We start from the raw sequence: 18,848 nt of genomic DNA, 5'->3' as shown, positions 1-18,848 counted from the left end.
TCTGGCGGTTTTCTTATCTGGGCGTGTCTTTCAGGAAGCTGCGGATCTCTCCGGTGAATTCGTCCGGGCATTCCAGCGGCGCGAGATGTCCGATGCCCGCAAGCTCGACGAAACGCGCGGCCGGGATCTTCTCCGCCATCCGCCGCATGGTGGGTGCGGGCGCATTGCGGTCCTCGCCGCCGGCGATCAGGAGAACCGGCACCGGGATTCTGGAAAGCGCCTCGCGCTCGTCGAAGGTGGCAAGACAGCGGATCGCGGCGCGATAGGTCGCCTCGGGCACCCCGGACATTGCCGCGCGCGCCTGATCGGCGGCCTCCGGCACTGCCCGCGACCCGACGAGACCCGGCACGAATTCCGCCGCGAGCTCAGGCATGCGGCGCCCGGCGTCGAGCGGCGCGAGCCGCTCGGCGACGAACTGCTTCTGGAAGCTGCCGTCGCGGCTGCCGAAGGCGGCGGTCGTTGCCGACAGCACCAGCGTGCGCACGCGCTCGGGATGACGGGCGACGAAGGCCTGCGCCAACATGCCGCCGATGGAATGGCCGACCAGATCGACCCGGGCGAGATGCAGCCGGTCGAGGAAGGCGAGAAGCGCGGCGCTCAGCCCCTCGAAGGTCATTTCGCCGTCAAGGTCGTGGCCGCCGTAACCGGGCAGGTTCCAGCCGATCACGTCGCAGCTGCGGCCGAGCGCGGCAATCTGCGGCGCGAACATCTCCGCCCCCGCGCCGATCCCGTGCAGGAACACGACAGCGCGCGCGCCCCCCGTCGCGCGCAGGTGATCGCCGCCGCTCACCGCAGCGCCTCGATCAGCTCGCCGTCGACGACAACCGCCTCGCCGTCGAGCGAGATGGTGCAGCCGCGCACCGGAATGTCGAAGTGTCCCTTGGTGAACCGCCCGGCGAACTCGTTGGCACCGGTGGAGAACAGGAAGTTGCCGGAATAGGCCCGGACTTCCGTGCCGTTGGTCTCGCGCTGGTCGTACATGGCGAGCGCCTCGTAGCGCGCCGCCTCGTTCATGCCGAAGCCGACGTGGCTGACCGCATAGGCCTCGCGTTCGCCCCAGGCCGCCAGGTAGCGCCGGGTCAGCTCGACATCCGTTCCGTGACCGTCGATCGCGGTGACATAGTCATCGACGATGGTCAGCCGGACCGGGCTTTCCAGATAGCGCTTGAAGGTGAGGTTTACATCGCCCGCATCGAGGACCAGCGTGCCGTTGACGCTGCCGGCCTTCGGGAAACTGACGACAAGGCCCGCCGGCCAGTGGGCAACGCTGCCGGGCCGGTCGCACCAGCCCCAGATCCCGACGGTGGAGGCGCCCTCCATCGCCACGGAAAGATCGGTTCCCGCTTTCGAGGTTACCGTCATCGCCGACGCGCCGCGGATACGGGCGACCGCGTCGCGCACCCGATCCTTGTCGCGCTCCTGCGGCAACAGCCGTTCAAGGGCATCCGGATGCTCGTTGGAAATCATCAGCACCCGCGCGCCATCGGCGATGATGCGCGGGAGTTCGGGCGCATGCAAAAGGCCCTCGACGGTGAGATCGACCACCAGCCCGCTCGCGGCAAGTGCCTTGACCGCGGCGTCCTGGCCGCCGAGCGCAGCGGAGGCGCCGGTGGAGCGCACCGGCACGGGCGCATCCTGCGGCGGCGTCGGCACCACGATATGGAACACCGTCGCCCCGAGGCGCTGCAGCGCAAGCTCCGCGATATGGACGTTGAGAGGGCGGGACTGGGTTTCCGACAGGAGCGCGACCGTCTCGCCCTTCGTCACCCTGCAAAGAGCGAACACCCGCTCGAAGGCGACGATCCATTTGCCCTCGATCCGATCGGCAAGCATGCACACCCTCCCGAATGTTGTTCCTGGCCATGCTTTTGCGCAGGAACCGAAAAGAACTTGGAGGATCGTAGCAATATCGTTATTGTATGAAAAGGAATATTTTTACAGTTGAACCGACACCCGCCATCAGACGGAACCGCGACCAGACAGGGGGCCAGGCCATGATGACCCACCACCGAGATTTTCGGGCAGCGCTCGGCCGCTTCGCAACCGGGGTGACCATCGTCACCACGCTCGACGGCGACGGCCGTCCGGTCGGGCTGACGGCGAATTCCTTCAATTCCGTTTCCCTCGATCCGCCGATGGTGCTGTGGAGCCTGGCGCGGACCTCGCGCAATCTCGCGATCTTCGAACGCGCGACCCACTACGCGATCAACGTGCTCGCCTCCGACCAGCGCGCCCTGTCCGACCGCTTCGCCCGGCCGGTGGAGAACCGCTTCGCAGGCGTCGACTGGCGCGCCGGCCTCGGCGGCGTTCCGATCCTGGACGGCGTGACCGCGGTCTTTGAATGCAGCCACGCGACACGGGTCCCGGGCGGCGACCACATCGTCTTTCTGGGACAGGTGGAAGCCTTCGACGCCCGCGACCGCGAGCCGCTTCTCTACCACGGCGGACGCTATGCAACGCCGTGCTACGCGCCGGCCCTGCCATGAGCGGGTCGGGGCGCTTCGTCGATGGCTATCTGCTCTACCTGCTGGCCCGCGCCTCCAGCGTCGCCAGCGCGGAGTTTCACCAGCAGGTGCGCGCGCAGGGCGTGTCCATCGCCGTCTGGCGGGTTCTTGCGTCGCTGAAGGGGACCGACCAGGGCCTGACCGTCGGAGAACTGGCGCGCAGTTGCCTCGCCAACCAGCCGGCGATCTCCAAGACCGTCGACAAGCTCGTCGAGCAAGGGCTGCTCGAGCGCCACGCCGACACGGACGACCGGCGCCGGGTCTGGGTCCGCCTGACGCCTGCGGGCGAGCAGCGCGTCGATTCCTTGATTGCCCGCGCGATGGACCACCAGACGCGCCTGCTCGACGCGCTGGGGCCGGAGAACGCGGACATCCTGAAAGCCGCGCTCACGCAGTTGATCGACCGCGCGCCCTGATCGGCACATTCCGCCAGGACCGGCTCCTCCGCAGTAACCCGCATTAACCGAATGTCTCGGTTCGCCTGCGTTTCGCTTGGTTGTATGGTCCGGCCAAGATGGCAGCGCACGAATAACCTGTGGCCGTCATTGGCCGGGGCGGCGGATTGCGCCGCGCCGGAACGCATCGGACAAGATCGGCGACACGGGAAAGCCGGACAGACCGGGAGGACCGCGGGACGGCCGACATCGCGTCGGGCGAGCCCTCGGGCGATGCCGCGCGGCACAGGCCGCGCGACACTCGTGGCCGTCTTTCCCCGCTCCGGTCGCGGATGCGGTCGCGACAGAATTGTGGAGGAAATCGCATGAGCAACGAAAACGCTACGGAGGCGGGCAAGGCCTATTGGAAGGCCAACCTCGCCCTGATCCGCAACAGCCTGATCATCTGGGCCCTGTCGTCCTTCGGCATGGGCATCCTGTTCCGCCCGCTGCTATCGGGCATCAAGGTCGGCGGAACCGACCTGGGCTTCTGGTTCGCCCAGCAGGGATCGATCCTGGTCTTTCTGGTTCTGATCTTCTTTTACGCTTGGCGCATGAACAAGCTCGACCGCCAGTTCGGCGTCGAGGAATAAGCCCGGGAGGCCTGATCGATGGATCAAACAACACTCAATTACATCGTCGTGGGGCTGTCCTTTGCGCTCTACTTCGGTATCGCCATCTGGGCACGCGCCGGGTCGACCGGCGAGTTCTACGCGGCCGGCCGCGGCGTTCCGCCGGTCATGAACGGCATGGCCACGGCAGCCGACTGGATGTCGGCGGCGTCCTTCATCTCCATGGCCGGCCTGATCGCCTTCACCGGCTATGACAACTCGACCTTCCTGATGGGCTGGACCGGCGGCTACGTGCTGCTCGCCATGCTGCTTGCTCCCTATCTGCGCAAGTTCGGCAAATACACGGTGCCGGAGTTCATCGGCGACCGCTTCTACTCGCAGACCGCCCGCATCGTCGCGGTGATCTGCCTGATCGTCGCCTCGATCACCTATGTCATCGGCCAGATGACCGGCGTCGGCGTGACCTTCGCCCGCTTCCTCGAGGTGGATGTGACCACCGGTCTTCTGATCGGCTCGACGGTCGTGTTCTTCTACGCGGTGCTGGGCGGCATGAAGGGCATCACCTACACCCAGGTCGCGCAATATGTCGTTCTGATCACCGCCTATACGATCCCGGCGATCTTCATTTCGCTGGCGCTGACCGGCAATGCGATCCCCTCGCTCGGCCTGTTCTCCGAGCACACGGCAAGCGGCCAGCCGCTTTTGGCCAAGCTCGACCAGATCGTCACCGATCTCGGCTTCGCCAGCTACACCGGCCACCATTCCAACACGCTGAACATGGTGCTCTTCACCATGTCGCTGATGATCGGCACCGCGGGTCTTCCGCATGTCATCATCCGCTTCTTCACCGTGCCGAAGGTCGCCGACGCGCGCTGGTCCGCCGGCTGGGCGCTGGTCTTCATCGCCCTGCTCTATCTGACCGCTCCGGCCGTCGGCGCCATGGCCCGCCTCAACATCATGGACACGATCCAGACGGGCGAAGTCGGGTCGCCGGAAGGCAACCTCGCCTATGAAAATCGCCCCCAGTGGTTCAAGAACTGGGAGTTGACCGGGCTCCTCTCCTTCGAGGACAAGAACGGCGACGGCCGCATCCAGTTCTACAACGACAAGAACGCCGATTTTGCCGCCAAGGCGCAGGAGTTCGGCTGGAATGGCAACGAACTGAACGTCAACCGCGACATCCTCGTGCTGGCCAATCCGGAAATCGCACAGCTTCCCGGCTGGGTGATCGCACTCGTCGCCGCCGGCGGTCTCGCCGCCGCGCTGTCGACCGCTGCCGGCCTGCTGCTCGCCATTTCCTCGGCGATCTCGCACGACCTGATCAAGTCGGTGTTCAACCCGGGTATCTCGGAAAAGGGCGAGCTGCTTGCCGCCCGCCTCGCGATGACCGGCGCGATCATCGTCGCCACCTGGCTCGGCCTCAATCCTCCGGGCTTCGCCGCCCAGACGGTGGCGCTTGCCTTCGGTCTTGCCGCGGCGTCGATCTTCCCGGCGCTGATGATGGGCATCTTCTCCAAGCGGGTGAACTCGACAGGTGCCATCTTCGGCATGCTGACGGGCCTGATCCTCACGGTCGGCTACGTGTTCACCTATCTGGGCATGTTCTTCATCCCCGGCACCAACCTGCTGCCGAACACGCCGGACGCCTGGCTCTTCGGCATCTCCCCGGCCTCCTTCGGCACCATCGGCGCGATCTTCAACTTCGCGGTCGCCTATCTGGTGTCGATGCAGACGGCGGAGCCGCCGCAGGAGATCCAGGACCTGGTGGAATCCGTGCGTATCCCGCGCGGCGCCGGTGCCGCCGTCGACCACTGACGGCAGCGCACTGCGACAAGATCGACCCCCGCCCACGGGCGGGGGTCGTGTTTTCGCCAATCGCCCGAGTGCGATCCTGCGGATAAGGTGAGCCATGACCCTCGACACAGCCTCCCTGACCGCCTTTTTCTCCCGACACCACCCCTTCGATCTGCTGCCGGCGCCGGATCTCGCGACCCTTGCGGAGACCGCAGAGCCGGAAACGCTTGCCCCCGGCGGCACCCTTTTTGCCATCGGCGACAGGCTCACCCGCATCCATGTGGTGGAAAGCGGCGAGGTCGACCTGCTTTCGCCGCAAGGCGATCTCGTGGCGCGCGCCGCCGGCGGCGAGATCCTCGGCGCCAAGACGCTGCTGCGCGACGGCACCGCCAGCCTGCGCGCGGCCAGCGACACGGGCGCGCGGCTGATCGCGGTCCCCGAGGCCGTCTTTCGCGACCTGCTGGCGCGTCATCCGCGCTTCGACGCCTTCTTCGACCGGCTCCGCGACACCCCGAGACGCAAGCCAGCCCCGGCCGGAAACGGCGCGGGTGCCGCCCTCGTCTCCGCCGAGCTGCGCGACATCATGACCGCCGATCCGCTGATGCTCGCCGAGACAACGAGCGCGCGCGAGGCCGCCCGCGCGATGGCGGACAGGAACATCTCCTGCGTGCTCGTCGGCGAGAACGCGGTGCTGTCGGGCATCGTCACCACCGGCGACCTGACCGCGCGCGTTCTGGCGGAGGGGCGCGATCCCGACGTGCCGCTGTCGCAGGTAATGACGCCGGATCCCGCCGCCCTTGCCCCCGGCGCGCTGATGCTCGACGCGTTGATGCTGATGAGCGGCAAGGGGATCGGCCATCTGCCGGTCTGCGAGGACGGCCGCGCGGTCGGCATCGTCACCCGTACCAATCTGGTGCGCCACCAGTCGCTCTCCGCCGTCTCGCTGATCTCCGACATCGCCCGCCACGACACGCTCGACGCACTCGCCGCGACGGTGGCGCAGGTGCCCCAGCTTCTCGCCCAGCTCGTCGGTCTCGGCGTCGAGGCCTATCGCATCGGCCACATGATCAGCAGCATCACCGATGCGCTGACCCGGCGGCTGATCGAACTCGCGCAGGCCGAGCTCGGCCCCGCGCCCGTGCCGTGGCTGTGGCTCGCTTGTGGGTCGCAAGGCCGGCGCGAACAGACCGGCGTATCGGACCAGGACAATTGCCTGATCCTCGACGACGCCTACGACGAGGCGCGCCACGGCAAATGGTTCGCCGAGTTTGCCCGCTACGTCTCCGACGGGTTGCACGCCTGCGGCTACGTCTATTGTCCCGGCGACATGATGGCGACCAATCCGCGCTGGCGGCAACCGGCGAAGGTCTGGAAGAGCTATTTCGAGGGCTGGATCGCAACCCCCGACCCGATGGCACAGATGCTCGCCAGCGTGATGTTCGACCTGCGCCCGATCGACGGCGACGCCGCGCTGTATTCCGGCATGCAGCGCCGCACGCTGGATCTCGCGCGCCGCAACTCGATCTTTCGCGCCCATATGACCGCCAATTCGCTGAAACACACGCCGCCGCTCGGCCTGTTCCGCGGTTTCGCCCTGATCCGCTCGGGCGAGCACAAGGACACGCTCGACCTCAAGCACAGCGGCGTCGTTCCCATCGTCGACCTTGCGCGTCTTTACGCGCTGGAAGGCGGACTGGAGCCGGTCAACACGCGCGAACGGCTGATCGCCGCGCGCGAGGCCGGAACGCTGAGCGCGTCGGGCGGCGGCGATCTGATCGATGCCTACGACCTGATCTCCAACATCCGCCTCGCCCATCAGGCCAGACAGGTGCGCGAGGGGCAAAAACCCGACAACTTCATGGCCCCGGCGACCCTCTCGGCGCTGGAGCGCAACCATCTCAAGGACGCCTTCGGCGTGATCAAGACGCTTCAGTCGGCCATCGGCCACGGCCGCGCGCTGTGAGACAACAGCCCGTCCGAAGGCCGCCCGCCATTTGACACCAAGGCACGCAGGCCCCATCCCTGACCCGCGCCCCCATTTCAGACCGAAAGACGCAGCCTCATGTTTTTCTCGCTGATCAGCACCATCGTCCTCGGCATTGCCGTCGCCGGCTCCATGATGCTGGTGAACCACCTCGCCGGCGGGCGATTGCCGCGCTGGCTCGCCCCCGCCGCCGCCGGGATTGCCATGCTCGTCTACACAATCTGGACGGACTACGACTGGTCCGCGCGCATCGCGCGCGGCCTGCCGGGCGGACTGGAGGTGATCGAGACCTACGAGACCTCGAACCTGCTGCAGCCCTGGACGCTGGTGAAACCGCGCATCAACCGCATGGTCGCGCTCGACCGGCCGAGCATCGAGACCAACGAGAACGCCCCGCGCTACCGCAAGGCCTCGCTCTACCTCTTCGCCCGCTACCAGCCACCGCGCGAATTGCGCCAGATCTACGACTGCGAGACAGGCCGCCGCATCGACCTGCTGCCAAGCGAAACGGTCGACCCGACAGAGATCCCCGAAGCCGCCTGGGAAAAGCTCGTCGACGACCCGATTGCGCGGGAGGTCTGCGGCGGGTGAGGGGGATCTGATCGTCAGCTGCGCGATGACGCCCGCGGCACTCCTGTTTTCAGATTCGAATTGGCATCGTCACACGCCGTGTCGTCATACGCGATGACCTGCAACCGACCGTTTTCCTCGGCGAAAACCGTATAGGCCAAACGGCCTCCGGCGAGACAATCGGTCCGCCGACACGCCAGCCGATAGCGCAGAACCAGCGCCAGACTCCCCAACAGAAACACCGGCGGCACCACCAGCCACGCCAGTTGCAAGCCATCCGACAGCGACTGATAGGTATCGAGGAGATCGGCGAAGGCGGAATAGTCCGTTGGCATCGAGCTAAAATTCCAAGATGAGCAGCCCCTAAAATCTTACTCATAGTCTATGGCAGTCGACAAGGCTTCGTTGCCCATTGGTTGCATGGACTTGGAAAAAGCGTTCGGACAAAAGGTACGGTATTGGCGAAAGCAGCGCGGCCTCTCACAGGAGGAATTCGCGCATCTCGCACAATTGCATCCCACCTACGTGAGCGGCATCGAGAGCGGAAAAAGAAACCCAACTATAAAAATAGTTGCTCGGATTGCTTCTGCATTGCAAATTAAAGCATCAAACCTTTTTCCTGACTAGTAAATTAAGCATTATCTCTAAAATTTGATTCGGTGAGGATATTGTGGCAATTTCGAAGAGCTACAAGACCACTACCAAAATATCGCGAGATCTATTGGAGAGTGGCGAGAACCAATTCGTTGACTATAAGCGCAAGCCCGAAGGTATAAGTTCAGAAGACTTGGCTGCATTCGCAAACACTGAAACTGGCGGGAGCATTCTTGTTGGTGTAGACGAAGAAAAAAGGAATGATGGCTCCCAATATGGCAAAATAATTGGATGCGATTTGAGCGATAGCATCCTTTTACAGATAATGAATAAAGCAATTAGTTGCACACCGCCTGTTTCTTTAGATATTTTTTCTGAAAATACAAATTCAATTCCATTTCTGAGAATATATGTTCCCCCAAGTAAAAACAAGCCACACGCGACAGCAAAGGGCATCTACTGTATTCGCGACGGCAGTCGTAATCGGCCACTTCATCCAAATGAGCTCTTAAAGATATTCCTTGAGGAAGAAGGCCGGGAGTTTTCTGCAAGATTTGAAGAAGCATCAAAGGAAATATCGGAGCATCTTCTCAAATTACAAAGCAATATCAGCTCGAGCATCAAATCTATAGGAGATCAGTTAGGCTGGGCCGAGTTTAAGGTAGATGACACAGGAGATACTATTGAAAGTGTTTTATCTCACGTTAAACACCTGATCGATGAAACCGGCGATATATCCGAAAGGATGAGAGCACTATTCCGCCAAGATTCTCGAAAAGATCCAGTTCGTGACAGAACGAGAAAAAAATTACTTATCGAAGCTATTAAAAACCTGAAAAGTAATCCATCACTTGTTGAATCTATAAAAAGCGGAGCGCACAGCGTGTCTCTTAAAGCCACAGGAAAGGCTGCCAAAGAATTGACGAAAGAGGAACTTAAAGAAATATTGTCAGAAGCTATAGAAACCGCCGAAAAAGAAGGTGACAAAGAATAAGAAAATGGTGCCGGTGAACGGACTCGAACCGCCGACCCCATCATTACGAATGACGTGCTCTACCAACTGAGCTACACCGGCGCACCAAACCGGGACGTGAGCGTCCCGTATGTCTTTTCCGAAGCATAGCGCTTCGGACGTCTTGCCGTCCCGGTCATAGGGGACGGGCAGACCTCGCGTAAATCACGACAGCGACCAAGGCCACTGTCAGGCGTTCGGCGAGGTGGCCGCTTGATACCCGACCGGGCGGCGCGGCGCAAGAGGCTTTGCGTGCCGGCTCGCGCCTTTTGGACAAAGCAGCAAGGCAGCGCGATTTGGCAAGCGAACCGCCCCGACCTGCACGACCGTCGGGACCGTCGAGACGCGGATCGCATCCCGGCCCCACGGCGGGGACACCCCCCGTACGTGAGGCCGTGGCGACGGCCCCCGCGTCCATCGGCGTTTCGGGTCCCTGCCATCGAAACGGCCGGCCTCCCCGGCCGGCGCGTTGCACCGCACCGTCAGTTGAAGAAGCGGAAACCCGGCTTCTTCTGGCGCGCGTCCTCCGGCTCGTCGTCCGGGCCGGGATCGTCCGGCATATGCTTCAGCGGAAACTCGATCGGCCGCGAAAGATCGTCCTTGCGCGTGTCGCCGGCCTTGGCGTCCGCCTTTGCCTCCGGCTTCGCCGCCGGTTTGGGGCTTGCATCCGGCGCGCTCGGCTTGGCGGAAGACGTGGCCCCCGTCTCCGGTCCCGACGCCTTGGCGTCCGCAGTTCCCGAGGCCGAAGCGCCCGCGTCTTGCGCCGCAGGCTTGGCGGCGTCCGTCTTCGCAGCGTCTGCCTTGGGCGCGTCGTCCTTGGCCAGGCCCGTTTGCACCGGTTCGGTCTTGGCCGTCTCGGCTTTCGCTGTGTCGGGAGCTGCCGGATCTTTTGCCGGCGCAGCATCTGTCGCAGGCGCTGAGGCGGCGGGCTGCGGCACGGGCGAGGGGGCGAGGGGCTCGGACGGATCCGGCTTGCGCTCCAGCGGCGCGGCTTCCAGATGCGCGGGAGCGGCCGGCAGCGCCTCCATCAGCGCGTCGTCGAGCGCCTCCAGCGGATCGTCATGATGGTCGAGCGTTGCCGGCGGCGTGGTCCAGACGAAGGCATCCAGCCGTCCGTCGACCGGCGAGACCGGCGACCACGTCTCGCTGACGACGCCATCGGCCACCCAGGCCGGATCGGCGGGCGCACGCACCGCGCGGGCGAGCCATTCGCGCACCCGACCGCGATCGCCATGCTGGCGCTCCTCCAGATCGGCCATCATCAGGAACGCGCGCTGGGTCGGCTCCAGGCGAAGTGCCGCCTTCATCTGCGCGCGCGCCAGATCCCAGTCGTTCGCCTCGATGGCGGCCCGCGCCAGCGCCAGCGCGCCTTCCGCATTGTGGGCGCGAAGCGCGGCGAGCGCTTTTACCCGCTTCAGCCGGTCCTGCGCCGAATCGCCGTTGCGGGCATGGGCGTAGGCGTCGGCAAGCTCGGGATGCGGGGTGAGCTTCCAGGTGGTCTCGACGATCTTCATCGCCTTGCGGATATCGCCGCGCCGTGTGGCGAGACGCGCCGCCAGGATCGCCGCCGGCACCAGCGCGGGCGCCAGACCGTGCGCCTCGTTCGCCTTCTGGCGCGCCGCATCGGGATCGCGATCCTCCAGCTCCTGCGCCTGGGCCGTCAGGAGCACCGCCTTGTGGCGGCGGAAGGTCTTCTTGTCGACGCGCTTGAAGGCGTAGTTCTTCTCCAGCGTCTTGATCGCGTCCGCCCAGTCGCCGCTGACCGCCTGATAGCCGAGCACCGCGCGTCCGGCCCAGTCGAGCCCCGGCATCAGCTTCGCGGCTTCCTCGGCATAGTGGCGCGCGGCCACCGGCTCGTTCAGCCGCTCCGCCTCGATGTAGAGGCCGTGCAGGCCGACGGGACGCAGCGCCGGATCATCCAGCATCGCCTCGAAGCGCGACCGCGCCTCCTCGTGGCGGCCGTCGAGCTGCGCGGATTGCGCAAGCAGGAGCTGGGTCGCCGGTTCCCCGGAGAGAAGCTTCGCAGCTTCCGCCCCGTAGCGCCCGGCGCCGGCGGCGTCGCCCACGCCCAGCGCCAAAAGGCCCTTGGACATGGCGTCATAGCCGCGGTCCTTGCGCCGGCGGCGGAAGAAGCTGCCGACATGATCGGGCGTGCGCAGGATGAAAAGCGCGACGTTCCACACGATGATGCCGAGCGCCAGCAGGCCGATCAGCGCGACCGCGGCGGTCATCACGCCGGTCTCGATCTGATAGCCCTGCCAGTCGAGGGTGATGATGCCCGGCTTGTCGGCAATCCACGCGGAACCGACCGCGACGACGAACACAAGGGCGATGAAGATCAGCAAGCGAATCATGGTCTTTCCCTCCCCACGACCCGGCCGAGCGGGTCATGACGGCATGCGGGGCACGTGGCGGATCCGCCGGAAGCGGTCTTGAGCGCGGCCCTCATTGCGGCGCCGCGCTGAGCGATTTCAACACGTCGCCGGTCACCTGGTCCACCAGGCGGTCGGCGGCGAGCCGCGCCCGCGCGTTTCCCGCCCAGTCACTGCCGGCGGCGCGCACCTCCTCCGGCAGGCTGTCATAGGCCTCGAGCGCCCCGGCGAAATCGCCGGCATCGACACGGGCCTCCATCCGCCCGAGTGCGGCGGAAGGCGTGTTGGCGTCGCTTTCGCCCGGCTGGCGGATCGACACCAGCGAGCGCGCATTGGACCAGAAACTGTCGACCAGATCGCCGTCGGCGGGCGCGTCGATCTTGGCGCTCATCGCCCGCGCGGCGGCGGCAAACTCCGCCTGAAGCGCGTTGCGGGTGGGAACGCCCTCGGCCGCGCGCGCCTGCAGCGGTGCAAGATCCGTATCGGCGGGAAGCGCGGCTGCGACCGCGGCAAGCTCCGTCTCGAACGGCGCACCCCGGTCCATCGCGGATTTCAGCGCCGAGACCGCAACGGCGCGCGCCGCCGTCTCGCGGGCGCCAACGCCGCCGATCTGGGCTTCGACCGGCGCGAGCCGGTCCTCCAGGGCGGCGATTTTCGCCGATACCCCGTCAAGCCCCTCATCGACGCGGGTCGTAAGTGTCGCCTGTCCGCTGGTCAGCTGGGCAAGGGTCTCCGCCTTCGTAGCGGTCTGGCCCTGCAGCGCGGTGACGCTCTCCTGAACGCCTGAAAGCGTCTCGCTGACGCCGGACAGGCCGGCCAGCGTCTTGTCGAGCGTGGCGACGGTCTCCTCAAGCGCGGCGATGCGGGTATCGAGCGCATTGACCGCCTCGCCCGTCTGCGATCCCTCGCCAAGTCGGGTCTGGAGCGCGGCCAGTGTTTCGCCCTGGGTATCGACGGTCTGCTGGAGGGCGGCCTGCCGCTCCTGCAGGCTGGCAAGTCCGGCCGTCTCGCCCGCCCCGCCGGAAGAGACGAACCGGCGCAGCTCGGCGAGCCCGCTTTCCAGCTGCGCCAGCTGCTCTGACGCCGCCTCCGGCAGACCGGCCGCGGATTGCAGGCCGTTTTCCAGAGAGGCCTCAAGCGCCGACAAGCGGGTCCGGACATCGTCAAGCGCGGCAGACGCGGAGGATGCCGCATCCTGCGTATCGGCGAGGCCGGCGATGCGCTCCTCAAGCCCGGCGATGCGGCTTTGCGCGGCGGTCAGCGCCGATTGCACCTCGGAGGCCGCCGGACCTGACGTAACAGGCAGATAGCCGGCGCGATGCGCGCCATAGGCACCGCCGAGCACCAGCGCCGCGCCAACGACGGAGGCAAGCACAAGACCCCCGACCCCGACCCCGCCGGAAGCCTCGGATCCGGGCTTGGCCGAGGGCCGGGAGGCCGGTGCCTCGGAGGGCTTCGACGATGCGGAGGCCGAGGCCGAACCGGGCTTGCCCTTGTCGGCGGACGCCGTGGAGGACGCAGCCGCGGAGGTCGCGGATGCGGACCCGGTAGATGCGGAACCAGTGGATGCGGACCCGGCACCCGACCCGCCGGGCTTCGCCCCGCTCGCGGATGCACCGCTAGGTGAAGTCGCGCTTGCCGGAGCGGATGCCGGGGAAGATGCCGGAGAGGACCCCGGGCTTGCGCCAGAGCCGGAGGTGGCCGGCTTGCCCGGCGATGCCGCGCCGGTGGACGCGGGCCGGGACGCGCCAGACGGGGAGGCACCCGACGTGGAAGCGCCGGCCAGCGCCGATGCGGGTTTCGACGTCGGCGCGGAGGATGCGCCGGGGCGAGCCTCTGCCGGCTTCGTCTCCGCCGGCTTCGTCTCTGGCGCCTTCGCCTCACCCGGCTTCGACGCCGGCGATGCGGCTGACGCCGCCGGCCCGCCGGTCGCCGGCTTTTGCGCGGCGGGTTTGGCGCCGGGAACTTCCCTGGCTTCCAGGTCGATCGTTACCGGCTTGCGGCCCGAGCCGGTCCCCGATGCGGGGCCGGAGCCGGGCTTGGATGAGGTTTTCGCGGAGTCGCTCTTCTGGTCCGGCTTCTTGCTGTCAGCGGCCATGACTGTCCTCTCGCCTGCCGGGCCTGCGCCCGGTGTCTTTCCCTGCAACATGCGGTTCGCGGTGGAACCGGTTGCCCCCATGATTGCCGTTTTCGCGCTGCAAAACAAATATGTCTGTCGATTAGCATGTCTTTTCCAGCAAGGCGATCAGCGCCGCCTCGCTCGGCTCGTCCGCGACATGGCAGGGCCCGAGCCCGCGCAACGGCTGCGCCACCTGCTCCGACAGCGCAAAGAACACGAGCCGTCCGCGAAAATCGAGTTCCGCCAGCCCCGCGATCAATGCCTCGGCCGAGCGCCTGGAGTAGACCAGCACCGCGAGCGGATCCGCAGGATCGCAAGCAGCCAGCGCCGACACCAGCGCGACCGGCGGTTCGGGAACCGCCTCCATGTCGTAGACCTCGTGCGTTTCGCAGGGAATGCCGTTCGTCTGCAGGATGGCGCAGAGGTCGCCGCTGCGTTGCCGGCCGGCGAGATAGATCACCGCTCCGGGCCTTGCGCGCAGCAAATGGTCGCACAGCGATCCAAGGTCCCCGCCGGCGGCCTCCACCTGCGCGGCGCCGGCGTCTCTCGCGGCGGCACCCGTGGCCCCGCCGACGGCGAAGACCGAAAGTCCGCGCAGCCGCTCCCAGCCGGGCGATCCGGCCACCGCCTCGATGGCGCGCGCACTGGTCACGGCGACCGCAGACCCCGCCGGCACCGCCGGCAGGCCGGCAAGACCGATCGCCCGCATCCGCATCATCGGCGCGACAACCGGCAGATATCCGCGCCGGATCAGGTCCCGCGCCGTCCGGCTGGCGGCGGGTTCGGGCCGTGTCAGCAACACGCGCGACATGAGATCAATCCCGGAAGAAGTCAGGGCCGCCGCGTCGTTTCAGCTCAGCGCCCGCATCCTGTCCCAGCACGGCCGCCTCCGAGGCAGGCCCCTCGCGGAACGTCTCATGCGCTTCGGAGCCGTCCGGACGCAGGATCAGCCCGTCGAGACGGATGCGATCGCCATCGAGCTTTGCCAGGCCGCCGATCGGCGTGCGGCAGGAGCCGTCGAGTTCGGCAAGAAAGGCGCGTTCCGCCATCAGGCAGGTCTCGGTCTCGTGGTGGTGAATGGCGGCGAGCAGATCGCGCGTCGCCGTGTCGTCGGCGCGCGCCTCGATGCAGATCGCCCCCTGGCCGACGGCGGGCAGGAACTCCGCGGGCTCGATCACCGAGGTGATGACGTCGCCGAGCCCGAGCCGGCGCAGCCCGGCCGTGGCCAGAAGTGTCGCGTCGACCACCCCGTCGGTGAGCTTTTTCAGCCGCGTCTGCACGTTGCCACGATACATCACCACATCGATGTCGGGCCGCAGCCGCTTGATCATCGCCTGGCGACGCAGGCTGGAGGAGCCGACCACGGCGTTTTGCGGCAGGTCCTGGATCCGCTTCGCCTTGGGCGAGAGGAACGCGTCGCGCACGTCCTCGCGCGGCAGGAAGGCGATCAGCTCCAGCCCCTCGGGCAGCACGGTCGGCATGTCCTTGGCGGAATGGACGGCGATGTCGATGTCGCCATCCATCATTGCCTGCTCGATTTCCTTGGTGAACAGGCCCTTGCCCCCGACCTCCGACAGCGGCCGGTCCTGGATCTGGTCCCCCGACGTCTTGATCACGATGATCTCGAACGCGCTTTCCGGCAGGCCATGCGCGGCGATCAGCCGGTCCCGGGTCTCATGGGCCTGGGCGAGCGCGAGCGCGCTGCCGCGCGTGCCGATGCGGAGTTGGGGGGCGGAAGGTTTTGTTTGCAAGGAGGTTATTCCTGGTGCTAGGCGGGTGTCGTGCGATAGGCGATTGGATCGATGATAAGCCCTCAAGCCGCTCCGGCCAATGCGGTCGACCCTGAAAATCGCCCCGCACCCGGCGCGGCGGCGTCGCTGACGGTGTTGGGCATCGAGACGAGCTGCGACGAAACCGCGGCCGCCGTGGTGCGGCTCGACGCCGACGGCACGCCGCATATTCTCTCCGACATCATCCGCTCGCAGGTCGACGAACACGCAGCCTTCGGCGGCGTTGTGCCGGAAATCGCCGCCCGCGCCCATATCTCCGTGCTCGACACGATCATTGCCGCCGCGATGGAAGAGGCCGGCGTCTCTTTCAACGACATCGATGCGATTGCCGCGACCGCCGGTCCCGGCCTGATCGGCGGCGTGATCGTCGGGCTGATGACCGCCAAGGCAGCCGCCCTTGCCGCCGGCAAGCCGCTGATCGCCGTCAATCATCTGGAAGGTCATGCCCTGACGGCGCGGCTGACCGACGATGTCGCCTTTCCCTATCTGTTGCTTCTGGTCTCCGGCGGCCACACACAGTTCCTGCTGGTGGAAGGCGTCGGCGTCTACCGCCGGCTCGGCTCCACCATCGACGACGCGGTGGGCGAGGCCTTCGACAAGACCGCGAAGCTCCTCGGCCTGTCCTATCCCGGCGGTCCGGCGGTGGAAGCTGCCGCCGCCAGCGGAGACGCGACCCGCTTTCCCCTGCCGCGCCCGATGCTCGACCGGCCGGGGATCGATCTGTCCTTCGCCGGACTGAAGACGGCGGTGCGCACCGCCGCCCACCGGGCAGCCCCTCTGGATGCTCAGGCTGTTTCGGACCTTTGCGCATCCTTCCAGGAGGCGGTGAGCGACGTGATCGGCGAAAAGAGCCGGCGCGCGCTGGAGGTTTTCGCCAGGGCCCACCCGGATGTCGCGCCCGTTCTGGTGGTCGCCGGCGGCGTCGCCGCCAATTCCGCGATCCGCGCCCGGCTGGACGACGTGACGCGCGCCGCCGGGGCGCGCCTCGTCGCACCGCCGCACCGGCTGTGCACGGACAATGCGGCCATGATCGCCTGGGCCGGCATCGAGCGGCTGCGGGCGGCGGCAACAACGGGCGAGACGGTGGACGACCAGAGCGTGTCGCCGCGGCCGCGCTGGCCGCTGGATGCAAATGCCGCCGGACTGGTCGGTTCGGGACGCAAGGGAGCCAAGGCGTGAGCGATCCGAGATTCTACGAGGGCGAGGTCTGCGCGGCGCTGCCGGCCCGCTACGACCGGCTGAAGCACAAGGCCTATATCTATCTCACCGCCGGACGCGACCTTCTGGTCTTCCGCCAGCCGGACCAGCCCTATGTCGGCCTGCAGATCCCCGGCGGTACGGTCGATCCCGGCGAAAGCCACCTGGGTGCGGCCCTTCGCGAGTTTCACGAGGAAACCGGCCTTGCGGTCTCCCATGCGCTCGACACACTCACCGAACAACTCGTGCTGTTCGACAACGAGCTCGGGCGCGATATCCATTCGCGCCGGCTCTATCACGCCGCCATGCCGCTCGACGCTCCGGCCCGCGAACGCGAGCGCTGGGAACACTACGAGATGACGCCGTCGGCCGGCGGCGACCCGATCCGCTTCGAGCTGTTCTGGATCGATATCGACACGGCGATCGAACAGGGCGCGGGCCGCTTCTTCACCGGCTTTCACGCCCCGCTCGCCGATCTGCGCGGGCGGCTGGAGGCGCGCCGATGACACCGGCGGAAGGTCGAAGCATCGAGCGGATCGCGGTTCTGGGCGGCGGCGCCTGGGGCACCGCCCTTGCGCTCGTCGCGGCCCGCGCCGGCCGCGAGGTGCGCCTGTGGGCGCGCGATGCCGACACGGTGCGCAAGCTGAACGAGGACCATGCGAACCCGCGCTATCTGCCGGGGGTAACCATCGACCCGCCGCTCTTTGCAACGACCGACCTAGATACCGCCCTTGAGGGTGCCGAGGCCGTGCTGCTGGTGACGCCGGCGCAGACCACCCGCGCCATGGCCGAGGCTCTTGCCCCGCGCCTTGCGCCGGGAACGCCGGTGATCCTCTGCGCCAAGGGCATCGAACGCGACACGGGGCTGCTGCTTGGCGACGTGCTGCGCGAGGCCGCGCCCGGCGTCATGCCAGCCGTGCTGTCGGGTCCGAGTTTCGCCGGCGACGTGGCGCGCGGCCTGCCGACCGCGGTAACCATCGCCGCCACCGAAGGCGCGGTCGCCGACCGGCTGTCTGCGGCACTCGCTTCCCCGCAGTTTCGCCCCTATGCAGCGACCGATCTCATCGGCGTGCAGATCGGCGGCGCGTTAAAGAACGTGCTGGCGATCGCCTGCGGCGCGGTCGCCGGCAAGAAATGGGGCGCCAGCGCGCTCGCCGCCCTGACTGCGCGCGGCTTTGCCGAACTGACAAGGCTCGGCCTTGCGCTCGGCGCAAGCCGCGAGACCCTCGCCGGCCTGTCGGGCCTCGGCGATCTCGTGCTGACCTGCGGCTCGGCGCAATCGCGCAATTTCGCCTTCGGTCAGGCATTGGGCGAAGGGGCGAGCGTCGCCGCGCTGATGGCGGAGGGACAAAAGCTCGCCGAGGGCGTGCATTCCGCCGCCGTTGCCGAAACGCTCGCCGCCCGCCATGGCGTCGAGCTTCCGATCTGCCGCGCGGTCTCCGCCGTGCTGGAAAGCCGTCTGTCCATCGACGACGCCCTCACCACCCTGATGACGCGGCCTTTGAAGCGCGAGGCGTGAGGCGGCGGCGCCTCGCGCCCAAGCAACACCTTGCGGGCGCGTGCCCGTCGGTTATGTAATGCGGCAACTTTCCGGACACCGACACAGGGGACACTCCATGCTGTATGCGCTGATTTGCACCGACAAGCCGGGCGCGCTTGAGGTGCGCAAGGCCAACCGCGAGGACCATCTCGCGTTTCTCGCCGCCATGGGCGACAAGCTGAAGGCCGCAGGCCCCTTTCTTGACGACGACGGCGGCATGACCGGCTCGCTGGTCGTGATCGAGGCGGCAAGCCGCGACGAGGCGCTGGCGATCTCGCAGGAAGACCCTTACGCCCGCGCCGGCCTGTTCGAGAGCGTCGAGATCCGGCCCTGGAACTGGGTCCTCAAGAACCCGGAGGCCTGAGG

The 18,848-nt window shown here is 66.7% G+C and carries 19 protein-coding genes and 1 tRNA gene; 12 read left to right on the top strand and 8 right to left on the bottom strand.

Translation table 11 applies throughout. The features are described from left to right. Positions 1 to 13 precede the first annotated feature (13 nt). Both LC092_RS11300 and LC092_RS11295 read right to left on the bottom strand, forming a co-directional pair. Positions 14 to 790 (bottom strand): alpha/beta fold hydrolase, encoded by a 777-nt coding sequence (locus LC092_RS11300; protein WP_224806636.1) that lies wholly within the window; start codon positions 788 to 790, stop codon positions 14 to 16. After that, positions 787 to 1,833 carry a peptidase M29 gene (locus tag LC092_RS11295; RefSeq protein WP_224806635.1) on the bottom strand — a complete coding sequence of 349 codons (1,047 nt, stop codon included), beginning with the start codon at positions 1,831 to 1,833 and terminating at the stop codon, positions 787 to 789. Before LC092_RS11295 ends, LC092_RS11300 begins: the two co-directional genes overlap by 4 nt. Before the next feature lie 161 nt (positions 1,834 to 1,994). On the opposite strand from LC092_RS11295, the gene LC092_RS11290 reads away from it, so the two are divergent. The 6 genes from LC092_RS11290 (at position 1,995) to LC092_RS11265 (ending at position 7,879) form a co-directional block, all read left to right on the top strand. After that, positions 1,995 to 2,486: a flavin reductase family protein gene (locus LC092_RS11290; protein ID WP_224806634.1), complete on the top strand. Its 492-nt coding sequence runs from the start codon at positions 1,995 to 1,997 to the stop codon at positions 2,484 to 2,486. Then, entirely contained in the window at positions 2,483 to 2,920 is a 438-nt protein-coding gene (locus LC092_RS11285) for a MarR family winged helix-turn-helix transcriptional regulator (RefSeq protein WP_224806633.1), read from the top strand. Before LC092_RS11290 ends, LC092_RS11285 begins: the two co-directional genes overlap by 4 nt. A 344-nt stretch (positions 2,921 to 3,264) precedes the next feature. Further along, the gene (locus tag LC092_RS11280; protein WP_224806632.1) at positions 3,265 to 3,531 is read left to right on the top strand and encodes a DUF4212 domain-containing protein; all 267 of its coding nucleotides are present in this window, start codon (positions 3,265 to 3,267) and stop codon (positions 3,529 to 3,531) included. Positions 3,532 to 3,549: 18 nt separating this feature from the next. Further along, positions 3,550 to 5,325: a sodium:solute symporter family protein gene (locus LC092_RS11275; protein WP_224806631.1), complete on the top strand. Its 1,776-nt coding sequence runs from the start codon at positions 3,550 to 3,552 to the stop codon at positions 5,323 to 5,325. A 94-nt stretch (positions 5,326 to 5,419) separates the two neighbouring features. Further along, positions 5,420 to 7,267, top strand: coding sequence for a DUF294 nucleotidyltransferase-like domain-containing protein (locus LC092_RS11270; RefSeq protein ID WP_224806630.1), 1,848 nt, complete (start codon positions 5,420 to 5,422; stop codon positions 7,265 to 7,267). Between the two features lie 99 nt (positions 7,268 to 7,366). Next, a complete protein-coding gene (locus tag LC092_RS11265) occupies positions 7,367 to 7,879 on the top strand; it encodes a hypothetical protein (protein WP_224806629.1) in 513 nt (170 codons plus the stop codon). A 14-nt stretch (positions 7,880 to 7,893) separates the two neighbouring features. On the opposite strand, the gene LC092_RS11260 is transcribed toward LC092_RS11265, so the two are convergent. Continuing rightward, entirely contained in the window at positions 7,894 to 8,193 is a 300-nt protein-coding gene (locus tag LC092_RS11260; RefSeq protein ID WP_224806628.1) for a hypothetical protein, read from the bottom strand. Positions 8,194 to 8,242: 49 nt separating this feature from the next. Here LC092_RS11260 and LC092_RS11255 point away from each other — a divergent pair, with 49 nt between their 5' ends. Both LC092_RS11255 and LC092_RS11250 read left to right on the top strand, forming a co-directional pair. Continuing rightward, positions 8,243 to 8,485 carry a helix-turn-helix transcriptional regulator gene (locus LC092_RS11255; RefSeq protein WP_318245921.1) on the top strand — a complete coding sequence of 81 codons (243 nt, stop codon included), beginning with the start codon at positions 8,243 to 8,245 and terminating at the stop codon, positions 8,483 to 8,485. Positions 8,486 to 8,528: 43 nt separating this feature from the next. Beyond that, positions 8,529 to 9,446 carry a helix-turn-helix domain-containing protein gene (locus tag LC092_RS11250; protein WP_224806627.1) on the top strand — a complete coding sequence of 306 codons (918 nt, stop codon included), beginning with the start codon at positions 8,529 to 8,531 and terminating at the stop codon, positions 9,444 to 9,446. A 5-nt stretch (positions 9,447 to 9,451) separates the two neighbouring features. Here the strand turns inward: LC092_RS11250 and LC092_RS11245 are convergent. From LC092_RS11245 to hemC, 5 genes are all read right to left on the bottom strand, one after another. Further along, positions 9,452 to 9,527, bottom strand: a tRNA-Thr gene (locus LC092_RS11245). Between the two features lie 419 nt (positions 9,528 to 9,946). Continuing rightward, positions 9,947 to 11,818 carry a heme biosynthesis protein HemY gene (locus tag LC092_RS11240; RefSeq protein ID WP_224806626.1) on the bottom strand — a complete coding sequence of 624 codons (1,872 nt, stop codon included), beginning with the start codon at positions 11,816 to 11,818 and terminating at the stop codon, positions 9,947 to 9,949. Between the two features lie 91 nt (positions 11,819 to 11,909). Beyond that, complete coding sequence (locus tag LC092_RS11235; protein ID WP_224806625.1) at positions 11,910 to 13,211, bottom strand: COG4223 family protein; 1,302 nt, start codon at positions 13,209 to 13,211, stop codon at positions 11,910 to 11,912. 844 nt (positions 13,212 to 14,055) lie between these two features. Beyond that, a complete protein-coding gene (locus tag LC092_RS11230; protein ID WP_224806624.1) occupies positions 14,056 to 14,766 on the bottom strand; it encodes a uroporphyrinogen-III synthase in 711 nt (236 codons plus the stop codon). Between the two features lie 4 nt (positions 14,767 to 14,770). Continuing rightward, positions 14,771 to 15,706, bottom strand: a complete 936-nt coding sequence (gene hemC, locus LC092_RS11225; RefSeq protein WP_224806623.1) for a hydroxymethylbilane synthase — start codon at positions 15,704 to 15,706, stop codon at positions 14,771 to 14,773. A gap of 51 nt (positions 15,707 to 15,757) precedes the next feature. On the opposite strand from hemC, the gene tsaD reads away from it, so the two are divergent. The 4 genes from tsaD (at position 15,758) to LC092_RS11205 (ending at position 18,846) form a co-directional block, all read left to right on the top strand. Next, positions 15,758 to 16,924: a tRNA (adenosine(37)-N6)-threonylcarbamoyltransferase complex transferase subunit TsaD gene (gene tsaD, locus LC092_RS11220; RefSeq protein WP_224806622.1), complete on the top strand. Its 1,167-nt coding sequence runs from the start codon at positions 15,758 to 15,760 to the stop codon at positions 16,922 to 16,924. Beyond that, positions 16,921 to 17,448: an NUDIX hydrolase gene (locus LC092_RS11215; protein ID WP_224806621.1), complete on the top strand. Its 528-nt coding sequence runs from the start codon at positions 16,921 to 16,923 to the stop codon at positions 17,446 to 17,448. Before tsaD ends, LC092_RS11215 begins: the two co-directional genes overlap by 4 nt. Then, positions 17,445 to 18,461, top strand: coding sequence for an NAD(P)H-dependent glycerol-3-phosphate dehydrogenase (locus LC092_RS11210; RefSeq protein WP_224806620.1), 1,017 nt, complete (start codon positions 17,445 to 17,447; stop codon positions 18,459 to 18,461). The genes LC092_RS11215 and LC092_RS11210 overlap by 4 nt, the downstream gene beginning before the upstream one ends. A gap of 97 nt (positions 18,462 to 18,558) precedes the next feature. Then, positions 18,559 to 18,846 (top strand): YciI family protein, encoded by a 288-nt coding sequence (locus tag LC092_RS11205; RefSeq protein WP_224806619.1) that lies wholly within the window; start codon positions 18,559 to 18,561, stop codon positions 18,844 to 18,846. The last annotated feature ends 2 nt before the right edge of the window (positions 18,847 to 18,848 follow it).

Origin of the sequence: Stappia stellulata, assembly GCF_020176715.1 — a bacterium.
GTDB lineage: Bacteria > Pseudomonadota > Alphaproteobacteria > Rhizobiales > Stappiaceae > Stappia.
This window is presented reverse-complemented; position numbering and strand designations above follow the sequence as displayed.

Bases quoted from the DNA above. Each gene is read 5' to 3' on its own strand.
- LC092_RS11295 (WP_224806635.1), bottom strand. From the start codon at position 1,833: ATGCTTGCCGATCGGATCGAGGGCAAATGGATCGTCGCCTTCGAGCGG.
- LC092_RS11290 (WP_224806634.1), top strand. From the start codon at position 1,995: ATGATGACCCACCACCGAGATTTTCGGGCAGCGCTCGGCCGCTTCGCA.
- LC092_RS11285 (WP_224806633.1), top strand. From the start codon at position 2,483: ATGAGCGGGTCGGGGCGCTTCGTCGATGGCTATCTGCTCTACCTGCTG.
- LC092_RS11280 (WP_224806632.1), top strand. From the start codon at position 3,265: ATGAGCAACGAAAACGCTACGGAGGCGGGCAAGGCCTATTGGAAGGCC.
- LC092_RS11275 (WP_224806631.1), top strand. From the start codon at position 3,550: ATGGATCAAACAACACTCAATTACATCGTCGTGGGGCTGTCCTTTGCG.
- LC092_RS11270 (WP_224806630.1), top strand. From the start codon at position 5,420: ATGACCCTCGACACAGCCTCCCTGACCGCCTTTTTCTCCCGACACCAC.
- LC092_RS11265 (WP_224806629.1), top strand. From the start codon at position 7,367: ATGTTTTTCTCGCTGATCAGCACCATCGTCCTCGGCATTGCCGTCGCC.
- LC092_RS11260 (WP_224806628.1), bottom strand. From the start codon at position 8,193: ATGCCAACGGACTATTCCGCCTTCGCCGATCTCCTCGATACCTATCAG.
- LC092_RS11255 (WP_318245921.1), top strand. From the start codon at position 8,243: ATGGCAGTCGACAAGGCTTCGTTGCCCATTGGTTGCATGGACTTGGAA.
- LC092_RS11240 (WP_224806626.1), bottom strand. From the start codon at position 11,818: ATGATTCGCTTGCTGATCTTCATCGCCCTTGTGTTCGTCGTCGCGGTC.
- LC092_RS11230 (WP_224806624.1), bottom strand. From the start codon at position 14,766: ATGTCGCGCGTGTTGCTGACACGGCCCGAACCCGCCGCCAGCCGGACG.
- tsaD (WP_224806622.1), top strand. From the start codon at position 15,758: ATGATAAGCCCTCAAGCCGCTCCGGCCAATGCGGTCGACCCTGAAAAT.
- LC092_RS11210 (WP_224806620.1), top strand. From the start codon at position 17,445: ATGACACCGGCGGAAGGTCGAAGCATCGAGCGGATCGCGGTTCTGGGC.
- LC092_RS11205 (WP_224806619.1), top strand. From the start codon at position 18,559: ATGCTGTATGCGCTGATTTGCACCGACAAGCCGGGCGCGCTTGAGGTG.